At 60.4% G+C, this 16,419-nt stretch carries 18 protein-coding genes; 13 read left to right on the forward strand and 5 right to left on the reverse strand.

Annotated elements, in window-relative coordinates; all coding sequences use genetic code 11:
- Positions 1-58: 58 nt before the first annotated feature.
- The 5 genes from AC30D7_RS05225 to AC30D7_RS05245 all read left to right on the forward strand — a co-directional run bounded on the left by AC30D7_RS05225 (position 59) and on the right by AC30D7_RS05245 (position 4,085).
- Positions 59-775 carry a TetR/AcrR family transcriptional regulator gene (locus AC30D7_RS05225; protein WP_007940176.1) on the forward strand — a complete coding sequence of 239 codons (717 nt, stop codon included), beginning with the start codon at positions 59-61 and terminating at the stop codon, positions 773-775.
- A gap of 70 nt (positions 776-845) precedes the next feature.
- Entirely contained in the window at positions 846-1,400 is a 555-nt protein-coding gene (locus AC30D7_RS05230) for a hypothetical protein (RefSeq protein ID WP_019581611.1), read from the forward strand.
- 63 nt (positions 1,401-1,463) lie between these two features.
- Complete coding sequence (locus AC30D7_RS05235) at positions 1,464-2,714, forward strand: flavohemoglobin expression-modulating QEGLA motif protein (RefSeq protein ID WP_172901247.1); 1,251 nt, start codon at positions 1,464-1,466, stop codon at positions 2,712-2,714.
- 130 nt (positions 2,715-2,844) lie between these two features.
- Positions 2,845-3,759: an alpha/beta hydrolase gene (locus AC30D7_RS05240; protein WP_028939493.1), complete on the forward strand. Its 915-nt coding sequence runs from the start codon at positions 2,845-2,847 to the stop codon at positions 3,757-3,759.
- Positions 3,756-4,085: a PA3694 family proteiin gene (locus AC30D7_RS05245; protein WP_007940182.1), complete on the forward strand. Its 330-nt coding sequence runs from the start codon at positions 3,756-3,758 to the stop codon at positions 4,083-4,085. The genes AC30D7_RS05240 and AC30D7_RS05245 overlap by 4 nt, the downstream gene beginning before the upstream one ends.
- A gap of 123 nt (positions 4,086-4,208) precedes the next feature.
- On the opposite strand, the gene lptF is transcribed toward AC30D7_RS05245, so the two are convergent.
- From lptF to AC30D7_RS05260, 3 genes are all read right to left on the reverse strand, one after another.
- Positions 4,209-4,997, reverse strand: a complete 789-nt coding sequence (gene lptF / locus AC30D7_RS05250) for a lipotoxin F family OmpA-related lipoprotein LptF (protein ID WP_490133327.1) — start codon at positions 4,995-4,997, stop codon at positions 4,209-4,211.
- A 57-nt stretch (positions 4,998-5,054) separates the two neighbouring features.
- Complete coding sequence (locus AC30D7_RS05255; protein ID WP_490133328.1) at positions 5,055-5,468, reverse strand: DUF4398 domain-containing protein; 414 nt, start codon at positions 5,466-5,468, stop codon at positions 5,055-5,057.
- A 272-nt stretch (positions 5,469-5,740) separates the two neighbouring features.
- Entirely contained in the window at positions 5,741-6,085 is a 345-nt protein-coding gene (locus AC30D7_RS05260; protein WP_019581608.1) for a hypothetical protein, read from the reverse strand.
- A gap of 202 nt (positions 6,086-6,287) precedes the next feature.
- Between AC30D7_RS05260 and ppc the strand changes: the two genes are divergently transcribed.
- From ppc to AC30D7_RS05290, 6 genes are all read left to right on the forward strand, one after another.
- A complete protein-coding gene (gene ppc / locus AC30D7_RS05265) occupies positions 6,288-8,918 on the forward strand; it encodes a phosphoenolpyruvate carboxylase (RefSeq protein WP_490133329.1) in 2,631 nt (876 codons plus the stop codon).
- 303 nt (positions 8,919-9,221) lie between these two features.
- A complete protein-coding gene (gene adk / locus AC30D7_RS05270; RefSeq protein WP_007940185.1) occupies positions 9,222-9,869 on the forward strand; it encodes an adenylate kinase in 648 nt (215 codons plus the stop codon).
- Positions 9,870-9,962: 93 nt separating this feature from the next.
- Positions 9,963-10,637: a tRNA (adenosine(37)-N6)-threonylcarbamoyltransferase complex dimerization subunit type 1 TsaB gene (gene tsaB, locus AC30D7_RS05275; RefSeq protein WP_490133330.1), complete on the forward strand. Its 675-nt coding sequence runs from the start codon at positions 9,963-9,965 to the stop codon at positions 10,635-10,637.
- A 257-nt stretch (positions 10,638-10,894) separates the two neighbouring features.
- A complete protein-coding gene (locus AC30D7_RS05280) occupies positions 10,895-11,200 on the forward strand; it encodes a hypothetical protein (protein WP_490133331.1) in 306 nt (101 codons plus the stop codon).
- Complete coding sequence (locus tag AC30D7_RS05285) at positions 11,197-12,057, forward strand: DUF72 domain-containing protein (protein WP_490133464.1); 861 nt, start codon at positions 11,197-11,199, stop codon at positions 12,055-12,057. The genes AC30D7_RS05280 and AC30D7_RS05285 overlap by 4 nt, the downstream gene beginning before the upstream one ends.
- Positions 12,058-12,088: 31 nt before the next feature.
- Positions 12,089-12,910, forward strand: a complete 822-nt coding sequence (locus AC30D7_RS05290) for an isocitrate lyase/PEP mutase family protein (RefSeq protein ID WP_433785258.1) — start codon at positions 12,089-12,091, stop codon at positions 12,908-12,910.
- A 34-nt stretch (positions 12,911-12,944) separates the two neighbouring features.
- On the opposite strand, the gene AC30D7_RS05295 is transcribed toward AC30D7_RS05290, so the two are convergent.
- Positions 12,945-13,565: a hypothetical protein gene (locus tag AC30D7_RS05295; RefSeq protein WP_019581603.1), complete on the reverse strand. Its 621-nt coding sequence runs from the start codon at positions 13,563-13,565 to the stop codon at positions 12,945-12,947.
- A gap of 93 nt (positions 13,566-13,658) precedes the next feature.
- Here AC30D7_RS05295 and AC30D7_RS05300 point away from each other — a divergent pair, with 93 nt between their 5' ends.
- Positions 13,659-14,441 (forward strand): class I SAM-dependent methyltransferase, encoded by a 783-nt coding sequence (locus AC30D7_RS05300; protein WP_018926668.1) that lies wholly within the window; start codon positions 13,659-13,661, stop codon positions 14,439-14,441.
- A gap of 132 nt (positions 14,442-14,573) precedes the next feature.
- Here AC30D7_RS05300 and AC30D7_RS05305 read toward each other — a convergent pair whose 3' ends face one another.
- Positions 14,574-15,218, reverse strand: coding sequence for a TetR/AcrR family transcriptional regulator (locus tag AC30D7_RS05305; protein ID WP_230175144.1), 645 nt, complete (start codon positions 15,216-15,218; stop codon positions 14,574-14,576).
- 94 nt (positions 15,219-15,312) lie between these two features.
- On the opposite strand from AC30D7_RS05305, the gene AC30D7_RS05310 reads away from it, so the two are divergent.
- Entirely contained in the window at positions 15,313-16,413 is a 1,101-nt protein-coding gene (locus tag AC30D7_RS05310; protein ID WP_490133332.1) for an efflux RND transporter periplasmic adaptor subunit, read from the forward strand.
- Positions 16,414-16,419 lie beyond the last annotated feature (6 nt).

A 16,419-nucleotide genomic window follows, 5' to 3' on the forward strand; every position in this document is an offset into this window, starting at 1 on the left:
CCTGTCTGGTACAAACGTATCAATTGGTTACTTTTGACGTTAGAGAGGAATACCTGTCGTGAATCGTGCAATTGCTCAAGAAGGTGCAGCGGATATCGCCACTGCGGTCGCTGAAAGTGTTCAGTACCAGGGCCGCAAGGCCAGCCGACAGGGCAGCGAACAGCGTCGACAGGACATTCTCGACGCGGCGATGCGCATTGTCGTGCGCGATGGCGTGCGGGCTGTGCGGCACCGTGCGGTGGCCGCCGAGGCCTGTGTGCCGCTGTCGGCCACCACTTACTACTTCAAGGACATCGATGACCTGCTCACCGATACCTTTGCCCAATACGTGGAACGCAGCGCGGCATACATGGCCCGGTTGTGGGCCAGCAACGAAGGCCTGTTGCGCGAGATGGTTGTCAGCGGTGATGGCACCGCCGAGTCGCGCTCGCAGCTGGCGGACGATATCGCACGGCTGATGGCTGACTATGTTCATCGGCAATTGATCAATCGCCGCGAGCACTTGATGGCCGAGCAAGCCTTCCGCCAGGAAGCGTTGCTTAACCCGCGTCTGGCGTTGTTGGTGCGTTCCCATCAGCAAATTCTCTTGCAGGGCACCTGCCAGCTTTTCGAAGTATTGGGTTCCCGCGAGCCACAACAAGATGCCAAAGTGTTGACGGCGATTGTCGGACGGATGGAATATCAGGGCCTGCTCAACGATGCCGAGCCTGTTGCCGAAGAGGAAATGCTCGGCATCCTGACCCGCTACATGCACCTGGTACTGGCGTCGGTGTAACCCCTTGTGAGACTCAACCCTGTGGGAGAGTGGCCAGTAGGGGGCATCGTGTGTCGATAGGGAGTGTTGAATGAAAGCCTGGCGTGTCGTGGTGATCGCCTTGTCGTTCCTGCTGCTCAGTGGCTGCCTGGTGACCTTCAAGGAGTCGCTGCCCGCCAGCGAGCCCGCGCCCAAAGGGCTGCTCGGCAAATGGGCCAGCACCAACGCCTGGGGCGAGCCGATGAACCTGGAACTGACACGCGTCGGCGACAATCACTACCAGGCGGTCAGCTACTTCAAGGCCAAACCCCATGAACGCGAAGCCTATCCCTTCACGGTGTCGCGCCATGGCAATCGCTGGTACCTGTCGGCGAAGGTGCCGGCGCAGTTCGGCGGGCATTTCACCATCGCCGGTTTCGAGCTCAACGATAAGCACGAACTGGTGGTCTACAACCTCGACCTTGAGCAGATCAGACAGGCCATGGGGCAAGAAGCCCTCAGTGGCGAAGGCTTTCAGACTGAAGATGGCGATGGGGTGTTGATCAACAACAGCCTGGATCAGGTATTCGCCTACCTCGACGACCCGGCCAATTCCGATGTCTTCGTCGAAGCGGTACGCTATCAGCGCCTGGCCAAAACCAAATAAACCCAGCACGTAACAGCTTTACTACAGGAGTCTCGGGTGGACGAATACCAGCAGACGATACGCATGTTGTCCGATCGCATAGTGCTGGCGCAGACGCCGATTCGCATTCTGGATGCGGTCAAGTGGGATGACAGTATTCGCAAGGGGTTCCTCAAGGGCAAGGGCAAGGAAATGCCGGCCGTGGACCGCGACTACTACCTCAATCGACCGCTGTCGTTCGACTCCAGCAAAGTGAAGCTGGAGTTCCAGAACATCGAGCGCGACATCACTCGGCAACTTGGCCAGTTCAACCCGGTCGGGCAGATCATGCGCCGCATGTGCAAGGAATACCGCATGGTGGTGCGCATGCTTGAAGCGCGCGGCACCGAGGATTTCGGGTTGATTTCCCAGGAGTTGTACGGCGCGGCGTCCGATGCGTTTCACGCCGGCGACCCGACCCTGGCCGACCTGGGGCTGATGCTCTCCGATTACCTGAACAACATCGACGGCCGTGGCGACCTCAAGGACGAACCGAAAGTCCTCACGGCCAAGGAAGCCGTCGACCTGCTGCAACATCGGTTGAACAAGGTGTTTGGCGAAAACGAGGAAACCATCCGGGTGTTCGAGTCCGACGGGATCGTCGCCGACGCGGCGGCCGGCGCCGACTACATCAAGATCCGCACCGACGCGATGTTCAACAATCGCGACGTGCGTGCGCTGGAAGTCCATGAAGGGCTGGTGCATGTGGGCACCACCCTCAACGGCCTGAATCAGCCGATCTGTACGTTCCTGTCCAAAGGCCCGCCGTCGTCCACCGTGACTCAGGAGGGCCTGGCGATCCTGATGGAGATCATCACCTTCGCCTCCTACCCGAGCCGCTTGCGCAAACTGACCAACCGCACCCGCGCCATTCATATGGTGGAGGAGGGTGCGGACTTCTTGCAGATCTTTGAGTTCTTCCGGGCTCAGGGCTTTGAAATGGCCGAAAGCTACGGCAATGCCAGTCGGGTGTTCCGCGGCTCGGTGCCGAATGGTCTGCCATTTACCAAAGACTTGTCCTACCTCAAGGGCTTTATCATGATTTACAACTACATTCAGTTGGCCGTGCGCAAAGGCAAGCTGGAGCAGATACCGCTGTTGTTCTGCGGCAAGACTACGCTGGAGGACATGCGGACCTTGCGCCAATTGGTGGACGAAGGCCTGGTGGTGCCGCCCAAGTACCTGCCCGAGCAGTTCCGCGACATGAACGCGTTGTCGGCGTGGATGTGCTTCTCCAACTTCCTCAACCACCTGAGCCTGGACCGGATCGAAGCGGATTACTCCAATATCCTTTGATTCAGATCATTCCCACGCTCTGCGTGGGAATGCCGCCATGGACGCTCCGCGTCCACTGTGACGCAGAGCGTCACGGTATGCACTCCCACGCGGAGCATGGGAACGATCACCCACATTGAGGCTTCACCGGATGAGAATCCTCGGCATCTTCTGCCTGCTCCTGGCCCTCGGCGGTTGCAGCTCTTTGCTGTTCTACCCCGAGCCCGGCCAGCCGTTCACCCCGGAAAAAGCCAAGCTCGACTATCGCGACGTCACCCTGACCACTGCCGACGGCCTCAAGCTGCATGGCTGGTGGCTGCCGGCGAAAAAAGGCGTCGAAGTCAAAGGCACTGTGCTGCATCTGCACGGTAACGGCGGCAACCTGGCGTGGCATCTGGGTGCGAGCTGGTGGTTGCCGAAGCAGGGCTATCAGGTGTTGCTGGTGGACTATCGCGGGTACGGATTGTCCGAAGGTAAGCCGGCGTTGCCGGAGATTTATCAGGACATCGACGCCGCCTTCACATGGCTCGACCAGGCGCCGGAGGTCAAGGGCAAGCCGTTGATCCTTCTCGGTCAGAGCCTTGGCGGTTCGATGGCCGTGCATTACCTGGCCCAGCATCCCGAGCGCCAGCGGCAACTCAAGGCTTTCGTGCTCGATGGCGTGCCTGCCAGCTACCGCGATGTCGGGCGTTTCGCCCTCAGCACCTCCTGGATGACCTGGCCGTTCCAGGTGCCGTTGTCCTGGCTGGTGCCGGATGGCGATAGCGCGATCCGTTCCATGACGCAGCTCAATGGTGTACCGAAACTGATCTATCACAGTATCGATGATCCGCTGGTGCCCCTTTCCAACGGCATCCGACTGTATCAAGCTGCGCCGCCGCCGCGAGTGCTGCAACTGACCCGTGGCGGTCATGTGCAAACCTTCGCCGACCCGGTCTGGCGCAAAGTCATGCTGCGCTACCTCGAAGACCCGCAGCATTTCAACGGTCTGCGTCGCCTGGGTGAGATCCCGAATTACCCGGCACCTCCGAATTCTGAAGATGAACCACCAGAGAGTCCGCAATGAGTGAAGAACGTAACGCCATCCCGCTGATCATCACCGGTATTTGCAGCATCCTCGGCACCGTCGGGGCCCTGTGGTGGTACGGCTACCTGCACTTCGCCAAACCCGAGGATGCGTTGCTGCTCAGCGACTTCACCATGCTCAAGACCGTGCCGGGCGAAGACTACAAAATCTCCCTGGAACCGGCCGCGCAAGTGGCGCAGTGCATTGATGGCGTGCTGGTGATGTTTGATACCGAACAGAAAGGCCTGACCGGCGTACTGGTCAACAACAAGAAAAAAGCCGTGCGCTGCATGGGCCAGGAAACCCCGCAAAAACTCGAACAATAAAACATCCCGTAGGAGCGAGGCTTGCCCGCGAAGAACGATGACGCGGTCTAATAGATACACCGAGTCATCGTTCTTCGCGGGCAAGCCTCGCTCCTACAGACGTTACATGGCAGCGTGGTTCACTTAATTCGAGCTGATAGCCGAACGCGGAATCACCGGCTGGTTATCGTTGGAAATAGTCACTTCTACCCGACGGTTCATCGCGCGGCCGGAAACGCTGGTGTTTTCGGCCACCGGGTATTCCTTGCCATAACCCTGGACCACGATGCGCGCCGGGTCGACACCCATCTTGATCAGGGCCACTTGCACCGAGGTCGCGCGGCGCTCGGACAGCGACTGGTTGTACGACGCCGCGCCGGTGCTGTCGGTGTAGCCTTCGACAATCACTTTACGGTCGGGGTTTTCCTGAAGGAACTGCGCCAGTTTGTTGATATTCACCAGACCGTTGGATTTCAGGTCGGCCTTGTTGGTGGCGAACAGCACGTCACCGAACGTTACCAGCGTGCCGCGATCGGTCTGTTTGGCGTTGAGGCTGGCCTGCAATTGTTTGATCTGCTGGTCGCGGGCATCCAGACGCGCCTGGGCCCGTTGAGCCGAGGCGTTTTTCAGGTTGTTTTCAGCGGTGCGCAGGGCAATGGTCTGCTTGGCCACTTCAACGCGCTGGTTGGTCAGGTAAGCCAGTTGGTCGACCTTGTTCTGGTCTTCCTTGTCCTGGTAAGCCTTGTCGGCCTTGTCCAGGTAATCGCTGGCGTCTTTGGTTTCCAGTGCCGCGACTTTGCTGGCTTGCGGGTTGGCTTGCAGACCGGCGTAGTTGGTGCGGGCTTGCTCCAGGTTTGTGTTGGGTGGTGTGGAGCAGGCAGCCAGTGCAACGCTTGCGGCCAGAAGGGCGGGTATCATCAATTGTTTGCGCATAGCGGTTCGTCCTTTCTATCGATAAGAGTGTCAGGGCCTGAACATCGGGATGCGCGCTTATTGCACGGTGCGCTGACTTTCCTGACGCAGTTCCTGAACACCTTTCTGTGAGTCCTTTACAGCCTGTTCGGCTTTCATCGCCTGGGCTTTGCGTTCTGCCACTCGGGCGTCCCACTCGGCCTGTTCGGCGAGCATTCTGGCTTCGTCATACTTTTTGTCGTGCATGGCGATTTCGGCTTGTTTGAACTTGTCCTGAGCGGACTTCATTTCCACCGCGGCGAATTCGGTGCCCCCGGCGCTGACGGCACTGTTCACGGCCGATTGGGTCACGGCGTATTGCTCGGTGGGCGGGTTGCCAGCGCATCCGGCCAGAACCAAGCTGCTGCCGATGGCCAGGGCCGCCAGTTTGAAACCGCGCAGGTGGGTGGACGAGGATGAAGCAATGCTGGTCTTCATGGTTTTCAACTCCATTGGATAACTCCTGAAAAACATCTGAACCCATCCTGGGCAAGGAGCCGCAACCTTGAATTTCCAGAGCATTTTGAAACGGCCGTCCCAGGCGTGGTTACTGGGTTGACCCGAGGTATTTTTTAAAAGTTCAGAGAATATGGCCTTTCGCCCGAAAAAACTTTGACCTGATGGACAAGGCTCTAAATCGGGAACTTTAGCCGCGCACAGGGGTATTCCCGGCCCTGCACGGGCCAGGAAATACGTATTTCTGGAAGGGGAACAAGACGCGCAAATCAGTGTTTTGGCTTGTCGTTATCGGTCGACAAATCGTGCAAATGACGACGGGACAAGGCGAGAAAACGCGGGGTCGGACCGACGTCTTCGTACAGCGGATCACCTTCTTCGTCGGTGGCGACCACCGTTGACCCTTTCACATACGGAAAGCTTTCTTCAAGTTCTTCAAGGGCTGCGCCAATCAATTCTCCGAGCAGTTCTTCAGGGTGCCTTTTGGGGTACATATCGATAATCGCCGCCAGCCGTGCGGCGGCTTCCACGTCCAGACGAATCGTGTAGCCGGAGTCGGTCAGGCGACCCTTGGCGTTTTCTTCCCAGTGCTTGGCAAGCTCGCGGATTTTCATAATGACCTCATTACGCACCTGCTCATGGCAGGCCGGGTGAGTGTCCGGCGGTGGCCGGTGGCAAGCCGCTGTACGGCTTGGTGTTGAGCCTAGCTGCAACGTTCGGGGTTTGCAGTCCCTGGTTTACTTGTAAGAACCGCTTTACAACGGCACTCTCTATTATCAAAGCATAGCCGCCCGGATTTTCGCTGGAGAACTGCTGATGACCGATATTGATGCACGCTTGCGCGAGGACGTTCACCTGTTGGGTGAGCTGTTGGGCAACACCATTCGTGAGCAGTACGGGGATGGCTTTATCGACAAGATCGAGCAAATCCGCAAAGGCGCCAAGGCCGACCGTCGCGGATCGATGGATGCCGAACTCAGCGCCAGTCTCAACCAGTTGAGCGAAGACGAATTGCTGCCGGTGGCGCGGGCGTTCAACCAGTTCCTCAACCTGGCCAATATCGCCGAGCAATATCAGCTGATTCACCGCCGCGAAGAGTCACAACCCGCGCCGTTCGAGGCCCGGGTGTTGCCGGAGTTGCTCGCTCGCCTGTTGACTGCCGGCCATGACGCCGAATCCCTGGCCCGGCAACTGGGGCGGGTGGACATCGAACTGGTATTGACCGCGCACCCCACCGAAGTGGCGCGACGCACACTGATCCAGAAGTACGACGCGATCGCCGCGCAACTGGCGGCCCAGGATCATCGCGACCTGACCACCGCCGAGCGCGAGCAGATCAAGACCACCTTGCAGCGCCTGATCGCCGAAGCCTGGCACACCGAAGAAATCCGCCGCACCCGCCCGACGCCGGTGGATGAAGCCAAGTGGGGCTTTGCGGTGATCGAGCATTCGCTGTGGCAGGCGATTCCCAACTATTTGCGCAAGGCCGATCAGGCTCTGCATGCCGCCACTGGCCTGCACTTGCCGTTGGAAGCCGCACCGATTCGCTTTGCTTCGTGGATGGGCGGCGACCGCGACGGTAACCCCAACGTCACCGCCGCCGTGACCCGCGAAGTATTGTTGCTGGCACGCTGGATGGCCGCCGATTTGTACTTGCGCGATGTCGATCACCTCGCCGCCGAGTTATCGATGCAGCAGGCCAGTGACGCGTTGAAAGCCAAGGCTGGCGACAGCGCCGAACCTTACCGTGCGGTGCTCAAGCAGTTGCGTGAGCGCCTGCGCGCAACTCGCAACTGGGCCCATGCCTCCCTGACGGCAACCACACCGGCGTCGGCCGATGTGCTGCAAAACAACCGCGACCTGCTGGACCCGCTGGAGCTGTGCTACCACTCGCTGCATGAATGCGGCATGGGCGTCATCGCCGACGGTCCGTTGCTCGACTGCTTGCGCCGTGCGGTGACGTTCGGGCTGTTCCTGGTACGCCTCGATGTGCGCCAGGACTCCTCCCGCCACACCGCGGCCATGACCGAAATCACCGACTACCTCGGCCTGGGTCGTTATGAAGACTGGAACGAAGAGGAGCGCATCGCCTTCCTGATGCGTGAACTGAACAATCGCCGGCCGTTGCTGCCGGCCTACTTCAAGCCGTCTGCCGACACCGGCGAAGTGCTGGCGACGTGCCGGGAAATCGCTGCCGCGCCGGGGGCTTCCCTCGGCTCGTACGTGATTTCCATGGCCGGCGCTGCTTCCGATGTGCTGGCCGTGCAGTTGCTGCTCAAGGAATCCGGCGTATTGCGGCCGATGCGTGTGGTGCCGCTGTTCGAAACCCTCGCCGACCTCGATAACGCCGGCCCGGTGATCGAGAAACTGTTGTTGCTGCCGGGTTATCGCTCGCGGCTGCAAGGGCCGCAGGAAGTGATGATCGGTTATTCCGACTCGGCCAAGGACGCCGGCACTACGGCGGCGGCCTGGGCGCAGTATCGGGCGCAGGAGCGGCTGGTGGATATTTGCCGCGAGCAACAAGTGGAACTGCTGTTGTTCCACGGTCGCGGCGGCACCGTGGGGCGTGGTGGTGGCCCGGCGCACGCGGCGATTCTGTCGCAGCCGCCGGGGTCGGTGGCGGGGCGCTTCCGCACCACCGAGCAGGGGGAAATGATTCGTTTCAAATTCGGCCTGCCGGACATCGCCGAGCAAAACCTCAATCTGTACTTGGCGGCGGTGCTGGAAGCGACCTTGCTGCCGCCACCGCCTCCCGAGCCTGCCTGGCGCCATTTGATGGACGAATTGGCCGCCGATGGGGTCAAGGCTTACCGTGCCGTGGTGCGGGAAAATCCGCAGTTCGTCGAGTATTTCCGCCAGTCCACCCCGGAGCAGGAGTTGGGGCGCTTGCCGTTGGGCAGCCGCCCGGCCAAGCGCCGCGCCGGCGGCATCGAAAGCCTGCGCGCCATTCCGTGGATTTTCGGCTGGACCCAGACGCGCCTGATGTTGCCGGCCTGGCTCGGCTGGGAAACGGCGTTGAGCAAGGCGCTGGAGCGCGGCGAAGGGGAGCTGCTGGGGCAGATGCGCGAGCAATGGCCGTTCTTCCGCACCCGCATCGATATGCTGGAAATGGTGCTGGCCAAGGCCGACGCCGATATCGCCCAGTCTTACGACGAGCGCCTGGTCGAGCCGGATCTGCTCCCTTTGGGGGCGCATTTACGCGACCTATTGTCGCAGGCCTGTGCGGTGGTTCTGGGGCTGACGGGTCAGTCCCAGCTACTGGCACATAGCCCAGACACCCTTGAATTCATCCGCCTGCGCAACACTTACCTCGACCCTCTGCATCTATTGCAGGCCGAACTGTTGGCCCGTTCGCGGCAACAGGATGAGGCGCAGGGCAGCCCGGTAGAACAGGCGTTGCTGGTGTCTGTGGCGGGGATTGCCGCCGGTTTGCGAAATACCGGCTAAGGTTTTCGTCTTAGGGAACAGGCACCCGGCGCGAGCGTCGAGTGCCTGCCGGCGAGCGGTCGAAAAGGTCTGTCACGCGACAGTTAATGATGGGGTTGCGACTTGGGGTACCCCTTCGAAAGGGCACATCCGGCGCAGGTTTCTCCGACTTTCGGCGGCTTGTGTGGGCAGGGCCTGCTGTGTATCTTGATCAGCCTTTGGCCGTTTGGGCGGTCACGACCCTATTTTTTGAGATTGGCCCTACGAGGCGAATCCTTTGTTTTGTTTAAGTAATTCTAAATAAAAAATTGAGGAGCACATCTAATGCGCGTCATTCTGCTGGGAGCTCCCGGGGCCGGTAAAGGTACTCAGGCTAAGTTCATCACCGAAAAATTCGGCATTCCGCAAATCTCTACCGGCGACATGCTGCGTGCTGCCGTAAAAGCCGGCACCGAGCTGGGTGTTAAAGCCAAGAGCATCATGGATGCCGGTGGTCTGGTCTCCGACGATCTGATCATCGCTTTGGTCAAGGACCGTATCGCGCAGCCTGACTGTGCCAACGGTTTCCTGTTCGACGGTTTCCCGCGCACCATTCCGCAAGCTGAAGCATTGGTAGAAGCTGGTGTGGAACTGGACAACGTGGTCGAAATCGCCGTCGATGACGAAGAGATCGTTCAACGTATCGCCGGTCGTCGCGTTCACGAGGCCAGCGGCCGCGTGTACCACACCGTCTACAACCCGCCGAAAATCGCCGGCAAAGACGACATCACCGGTGAAGAGCTGGTGCAGCGCAAGGACGACACCGAAGAAACCGTGCGTCATCGCCTGTCGGTCTACCACTCCCAGACCAAACCGCTGGTGGAGTTCTACCAGGGCCTTGCCGCTGCTCAGGGCAAGCCGAAGTACAGCCATATTCCTGGCGTCGGCTCGGTTGAGACGATTACCGGCAAGGTGCTTGAAGCACTGAGCTGAAAAGTCTGATCGGCTTCATCTTCTACGGCCCGCTTGCGGGCCGTAGTTGTTTATACTGGCGCACTTTTTCTGACCTCTCTTACGGATACATCGATGAGCACCTTGCTGGCCCTGGACACCGCGACTGAAGCTTGCTCCGTTGCCTTGCTGCATGACGGCAAGGTCACGAGCCATTACGAGGTGATCCCGCGCCTGCATGCGCAGAAGCTGCTGCCGATGATCCAGCAACTGCTGGCCGATGCCGAGACCACGCTGCAAGCGGTCGATGCCATCGCGTTCGGCCGCGGGCCGGGTGCGTTCACCGGTGTGCGGATTGCCATCGGCGTGGTGCAAGGGCTGGCGTTTGCGCTGGACCGTCCGGTGTTGCCGGTGTCCAATCTCGCCGTCCTCGCCCAGCGGGCTTATCGCGAACACGGCGTCAGCCAGGTCGCGGCAGCCATCGATGCGCGTATGGATGAGGTGTATTGGGGCTGCTACCGCGAAACGGCGGGGGAGATGCGGCTGGTGGGCAACGAAGCGGTATTGCCACCGGAAGCCGCCGCGTTGCCGGTCGATGCCAGCGGCGAGTGGTTCGGCGCGGGCACCGGTTGGGGTTATGCCGAGCGTATTGCGGTGAACCTGAGCGGCCAGGACGCGGGCATGCTGCCCCACGCCGAAGATTTGCTGACCCTGGCGCGTTTCGCCTGGGAACGCGGTGAGGCGATCGTGGCCGATCAGGCGCAGCCGGTGTATCTGCGCGATAAAGTCGCGACCCCGAAAGCGCGGTAATCCTTGATTCCGAGTTGACCCCTTCGCGGGCAAGCCTCGCTCCTACAGGTACCAAGACGCCGCACTATTGTGTCCGACTCAATACCTGTAGGAGCGAGGCTTGCCCGCGAAGGCGATCTAACGGAAATAGCTAATCATCAGTTTCTGCCCGCCGCTTTTAAACCTTTTCGTTTTTCTGTGTTCTAGTTATCACTCGGCGGTTTGCGAAGTGGGTAATGCGCCACTAAACTGCCATCATCGATACCGAGCATGCACTTATGCGTATAGACGGCGTTTCCTCCCAGTCCTACCCGATCAAGCGCAAGCCCCGCAAAGGCCCTGTGTCTGAGGATGACTCCGTCGATATCGACGGCGAGCTGGAATTCCCTACCGAAGAGCAATTGGCAGCCCGCGCCGCTAAAGCCTCCGCGCAACGCCTGAGCAATCTTCCCGCGCGTCAACAAGACATGATTTATCACCGCGCCATGAGCAAAAGCGTGGCGATGGCACTGGCCAGTTACCTGAGCACTGCCACTTTTGTCGACTGGGATGCGGATGTGCTGGGTCTCGACCTGTACATCTGATGCTGCCTTATTACCTCGGCTGCCCGTCCTGGAGCGAAAACGCCTGGCGTGACTACTTGTATCCACAAGACGCCAGGCCCGCCGAGTTTCTTGATCTTTATTCTCAAGTGTTCAACGCCGTGGAAGGCAATACCACCTTCTACGCGAGCCCGGCTGCCGCCACCGTGCAGCGCTGGGCCGAGACCATGCCCGAACACTTTCGCTTCACCGCCAAATTCCCTGGCGACATCAGCCACAGCGGTGACCTGCGCGAACAACTGACCGCCGCCGAAACCTTCCTGCAATTGCTCAGTCCTCTAGGGGCGCGGGTTTCGCCATTGTGGCTGCAATTGTCCAAAAGCTTCACCCCGCAACGACTGTCGGAGCTGGCCGGTTTTATCGATGCCGTGGACCGACCGTTGGCGGTCGAAGTGCGGCATGACGAGTTCTTTGCCAAGGGCGATGCCGAGCGAATGCTCAATCGTCTGCTGCTGGATCGTGGCGTCGAGCGCATCTGCCTCGATCCGCGCGCGCTGTTCAGCTGCACCTCGACTGATCCTTCGGTGCTCCACGCCCAATCGAAAAAGCCCAGGGTGCCGCCTCGCCCTGCAGCGTTCACTCAATTTCCACAGGTGCGCTTCATCGGCCATCCGGAGCTGGAAGCCAACGATCCGTTCCTGGTGCCATGGGTCGAGAAAATCGCCGTCTGGATCGAAGAGGGCCGCACGCCATATATCTTCCTGCACACCGCCGATAACCTGCTGGCGGCAAAACTGGCTCAACGTTTTCACGCACAACTGATGCTGCGTCTGCCTGGCTTGCCGCCGCTGCCTGAGCTATACAGAGAACCCGCCGCCGAGCAACTTGGTTTGCTCTGAAGCGGGTTTTCCCTTTTTCAGGAGCCTGCCAATGGATGCGCAAACCCTTCGAGCCCAGGCGTTCAAAGCACTGCACGAACGCGAGGGCACTTTTGTCATTCCCAACCCCTGGGACGCCGGCTCGGCGAAAATGCTCGCCAGCCTTGGCTTCGAGGCACTGGCAACCACCAGCGCCGGTTATGCCTTTTCCCGGGGCCGTCCTGATGGCGGGCTGACGCTCGACGATACCCTGGCAAACGTTGAGGCGATTGTCGCGGCCACTGATTTGCCGGTCGCGGTGGATCTCGAAAACGGCTTTGCCGACGCTCCTGCCGAGTGCGCCCAAAGTATTCTGCGGGCCGCTCAGGCCGGTGCCGTAGGCGGTTCGATCGAAGATGCCACGGGGCGTGAGGACGGTCCGATCTACTGCTTCGAACATGCGGTGGCGCGTATCGAAGCCGCCGTCGCAGCAGCTCGCAGTTTGCCTTTTCCCTTCACGCTGACAGCCCGTGCCGAGAACTATCTGCACGGCAATCCTGACCTCAACGATACCATTCGCCGCTTGCGGGCATTCGCCGAGGCCGGCGCGGACGTGCTTTACGCCCCAGGCCTGCGCAATGCCGAAGAGGTCTTGGCGGTGGTTCGTGCCGTGGCGCCAAAACCGGTCAATGTGTTGATGTCGGGCGGGCTCAAGCTGACGGTTGCGCAGTTGAGCGAAATGGGCGTCAAGCGCATCAGCGTCGGTTCAGCCCTGGCTTTGGCAGCGTATGGCGAGTTCCTGCGCGCGGCCGAGGAAATCCAGCAGCACGGGACCTTCGGCTTCACTTCCCGGTCGATGCCGTTCCAGAAGGCCAATCAGTTCTTCAAAGGCTGATGGGGGCGGACCGAGGGGCTGGGCCGCTGAGGGGTTATGCGGCGATGCGCAGGTTCTGCAGAACGATCGGGCGCGCCCAGCCGTTATCGAAATCGAGTTGTTTCTGCTGTTCCACCAACTCTTGCGGTGAGAACGGCGGGAACGGCTTGTCCAGCAGGTCGAGTTCGAACTCGGCGATCGGCAAGTGCAGCGGACGCGGTTGCGGCGCGGCACCAGGCTCGGGCAGCGGTTGACCGGCAGTGAGCACGATCGGGCGAACCCAGCCGCTTTCGAAATCCTGCTGTTTCTGTTGCGCGACGATTTCTTCCGGCGGGAACGGCGGGAATGGTTTGTCGGCCAGGTCCATTTCGAACTCGGCAATTGGCAGAAACAATGGTTCCGGCGGGCGGACTTCGGTTTCTTTCACATCACATTCGCGCTGGGAAATGATGTGCGCCAGCAGCTCGCTGCCGACGGTCGGTTCGACCGGGCTGTCGAGATCGACCGGCGGAAAGTTGAGCGACGCCGGCACCACATCGCCCGACTGATCGGCCAGGGCCTGGGCAAAAAAATCCTGCCACAGGTGACTGACGCCGCTCAGTGCTTGGGAATTTCGCAGGCCAAAATCGCCGTGGGGCGAGATGTAACCTATCGATGTGCGTTGAATGCCTGACATTTTTCTCGGTCGACGCTCAGCTCTGGCAAAATGCTCGATAGTTTGGTTATCGGCCGTTTTTGCCGATCATTAATTTTTTGAGCGTGTTTTCCCATGATTGAGCAACCTGCGGCCTGCCGCATCCATGTCGAAGCCTTGGGCGCGACTTTCCAGCCACAGGCCGAGCAATGGGCCGAGCGCCTGGGTTTGCCGTTGCAGGTGGATGACGGCGAGTTTGCCTTGCAGGTGGGCGAGCAGGGGTTGCAGCTGCAACAACTGGGGCCGGATGCACCGGGGCCGGTGCGGGTCGACTTCGTCGAGGGTGGCGCGGCCCATCGTCGATTGTACGGCGGCGGCAGCGGTCAGATGATCGCCAAGGCGGTCGGCATCGCCCAAGGCGTGCGGCCACGGGTGCTGGACGCCACGGCCGGGTTGGGCAAGGACGCGTTCGTGTTGGCCAGCCTGGGCTGCGAGATGAGCCTGATCGAGCGCCAGCCGCTGATCGGCGCCTTGCTTGAAGATGGCCTGGCGCGCGGCGCGGAAGATTTCGACGTAGCGCCGATCGTGGCGCGGATGCGTTTGCTCAAGGGCAATTCGATCGAGGTGATGCGCAACTGGGAAGGCGAGCCGCCGCAGGTGATCTACCTCGACCCGATGTTTCCCCATCGTGAGAAAACCGCGTTGGTGAAGAAGGAAATGCGTCTGTTCCGGCCGCTGGTCGGCGATGATCCGGATGCGCCGGCCCTACTCGAAGCGGCGTTGGCCCTGGCCAGTCACCGGGTGGTGGTCAAACGCCCGCGCAAGGCGCCGTGCATTGACGGGCCGAAACCGAGTCATGCGCTGGACGGTAAATCCAGCCGGTATGACATTTATCCGAAGAAAGCGCTCAAGCCTTAAGACCGAGTCGCTCCCATCGCGGGCAAGCCTCGCTCCCACAGGTTTTGTGTTAGGCACAATATCCGAGAACACCTCGGAATCTGTGGGAGCGGGCTTGCCCGCGATAGCGTCGGCCCAAACACCACAAATCGATCAGGCCGACTCCGGCCGATAAGCCCGCATAAACAACCCCACCACTTCCTGCACATGGGCTTCGGCCGCATCCCCGGTTACCGGCTCACCACAGCCATACAGCAAGCGGAAATTCCCCGCGCCCTTGAGCAGGCAGAAGAAGTGCTCGGCGGCATTGCGCGGTTTGTCGATGCTCAACACGCCACTCTGATCGATCTTGCTCAGCAAACGCTCCATGCCATGCAGCACGCGTTCCGGCCCGGCCTCGAAGAAGATCTGTGCAAGTTTCGGGTCCTGGCTGCCCAGCGTCATCATCAGCCGGTGCAAGTTCACCGATTCGTCGCTGTTGATCAGCTGATGAAAGCCGTGTGCGATGTTCAGCAGCACGGTTTCCACGGCGATGCCGTCCGGCAATTCAAAAACCAGCGGAGGCAATTGTTCCTCGCATTTGGCCACGACGGCGGAAGAGAACAGCGTCTCCTTGTCGTTGAAGTGGCTGTAGACCGTCAGCTTCGACACGCCGGCCTCAGTCGCTACGGCATCCATGCTGGTGTTGGCGTATCCCTTACTCAAAAACAGGATTTTCGCCGCGTCGAGGATTGCCCGGCGCTTGGCCAGATCCTTGGGACGGCCCGGACCGCTGGGGGTGGAAAGATTGTCTGACATTCTTCGCTTTTAATACTGGACTGGTGAGTTTGCTATTAATAACATACTGGTCAGTATAATTATTCCAAGCCCCATTAGCGAAAGGTCGTTCACCATGCTGCGCTTTGCCTTGCCCCTCGCGTTGCCGGTCAGTCTGGCTTTTTTATTGTCAGCGTGTGGCCATGAAGAAGCCCCTCCGGTCAGCGTGCGCCCAGCCATGGTGGTGCAGCCAGAGCCCTCGGCCCAGGCAATGGAAAGTTACCCCGGTGAAGTTCGCGCGCGGTATGAGCCGGACCTGGCCTTCCGGATTGGCGGCAAAGTCAGCCGACGACTGGTCGAAGAAGGGCAGCGGGTCAAGGCTGACCAACCCCTGGCGGAACTCGACCCTCAGGACGTGCGCCTGCAACTGGAAGCCACCCGTGCCCAGGTCGCGGCTGCCGAAGCCAATCTGAACCTGGTGCGCGCCGAGCGTGATCGCTACAAGACGCTGATGGAGCGACAGATGGTCAGCCGTTCGCAGTACGACAACGCGGAAAATCTCTACCGCTCCGGTGAGGCCCGCCTCAAGCAAATCAAAGCCGAATTCAATGTCTCGACCAATCAGGCCAGTTACGCGGTGCTGCGTGCGCCGCAGGATGGCGTGGTGGCCAAGCGTTCGGTTGAAGTCGGGCAAGTGGTGGCGGCCGGGCAAACCGTGTTTACCCTGGCCACCGATGGCGAGCGCGAAGTGTTGATCAGCCTGCCGGAGCAGAGCTTCGGTCGTTTCAAGGTCGGTCAGCCGGTCTCGGTGGAGCTCTGGACCCAACCCGATCAGCGTTTTCCTGGGCAGATCCGTGAGTTGTCGCCTGCCGCCGATCCAAAATCCCGCACTTTTGCCGCTCGTATCGCTTTTACCGCCGGCAAGGTTCCCGCCGAACTCGGCCAGAGCGCCCGGGTGTTCATCCAGACCGCCGAAGTGGTGCCGTTGTCAGTGCCGCTGTCGGCCCTCACCGCAGAAAACGGCGCCACCTACGTATGGGTAGTCGGCGCCAACAACACCTTGAAAAAAGTCCCGGTGCGGGTCGGTGCATTTGGCGAGAAAACCGTGCCGGTGCTCGAGGGGCTGAACGCCAGTGACTGGGTGGTGGCGGCCGGTGTTCATGTGCTTCACGACGGGCAGCAAGTGCGCCCGGTGGATCGCTCCAACCGCGTGGTCAATCTGGCGCACAAGGAGTAATCCCCG

It is taken from the genome of Pseudomonas sp. DF5 (assembly GCF_058148225.1).

Coding starts and splice junctions, on each gene's coding strand:
- AC30D7_RS05230 (WP_019581611.1), top strand. CDS start 846: ATGAAAGCCTGGCGTGTCGTGGTGATCGCCTTGTCGTTCCTGCTGCTC.
- AC30D7_RS05235 (WP_172901247.1), top strand. CDS start 1,464: ATGTTGTCCGATCGCATAGTGCTGGCGCAGACGCCGATTCGCATTCTG.
- AC30D7_RS05240 (WP_028939493.1), top strand. CDS start 2,845: ATGAGAATCCTCGGCATCTTCTGCCTGCTCCTGGCCCTCGGCGGTTGC.
- AC30D7_RS05245 (WP_007940182.1), top strand. CDS start 3,756: ATGAGTGAAGAACGTAACGCCATCCCGCTGATCATCACCGGTATTTGC.
- lptF (WP_490133327.1), bottom strand. CDS start 4,997: ATGCGCAAACAATTGATGATACCCGCCCTTCTGGCCGCAAGCGTTGCA.
- AC30D7_RS05255 (WP_490133328.1), bottom strand. CDS start 5,468: ATGGAGTTGAAAACCATGAAGACCAGCATTGCTTCATCCTCGTCCACC.
- AC30D7_RS05260 (WP_019581608.1), bottom strand. CDS start 6,085: ATGAAAATCCGCGAGCTTGCCAAGCACTGGGAAGAAAACGCCAAGGGT.
- ppc (WP_490133329.1), top strand. CDS start 6,288: ATGACCGATATTGATGCACGCTTGCGCGAGGACGTTCACCTGTTGGGT.
- adk (WP_007940185.1), top strand. CDS start 9,222: ATGCGCGTCATTCTGCTGGGAGCTCCCGGGGCCGGTAAAGGTACTCAG.
- tsaB (WP_490133330.1), top strand. CDS start 9,963: ATGAGCACCTTGCTGGCCCTGGACACCGCGACTGAAGCTTGCTCCGTT.
- AC30D7_RS05280 (WP_490133331.1), top strand. CDS start 10,895: ATGCGTATAGACGGCGTTTCCTCCCAGTCCTACCCGATCAAGCGCAAG.
- AC30D7_RS05290 (WP_433785258.1), top strand. CDS start 12,089: ATGGATGCGCAAACCCTTCGAGCCCAGGCGTTCAAAGCACTGCACGAA.
- AC30D7_RS05295 (WP_019581603.1), bottom strand. CDS start 13,565: ATGTCAGGCATTCAACGCACATCGATAGGTTACATCTCGCCCCACGGC.
- AC30D7_RS05300 (WP_018926668.1), top strand. CDS start 13,659: ATGATTGAGCAACCTGCGGCCTGCCGCATCCATGTCGAAGCCTTGGGC.
- AC30D7_RS05305 (WP_230175144.1), bottom strand. CDS start 15,218: ATGTCAGACAATCTTTCCACCCCCAGCGGTCCGGGCCGTCCCAAGGAT.
- AC30D7_RS05310 (WP_490133332.1), top strand. CDS start 15,313: ATGCTGCGCTTTGCCTTGCCCCTCGCGTTGCCGGTCAGTCTGGCTTTT.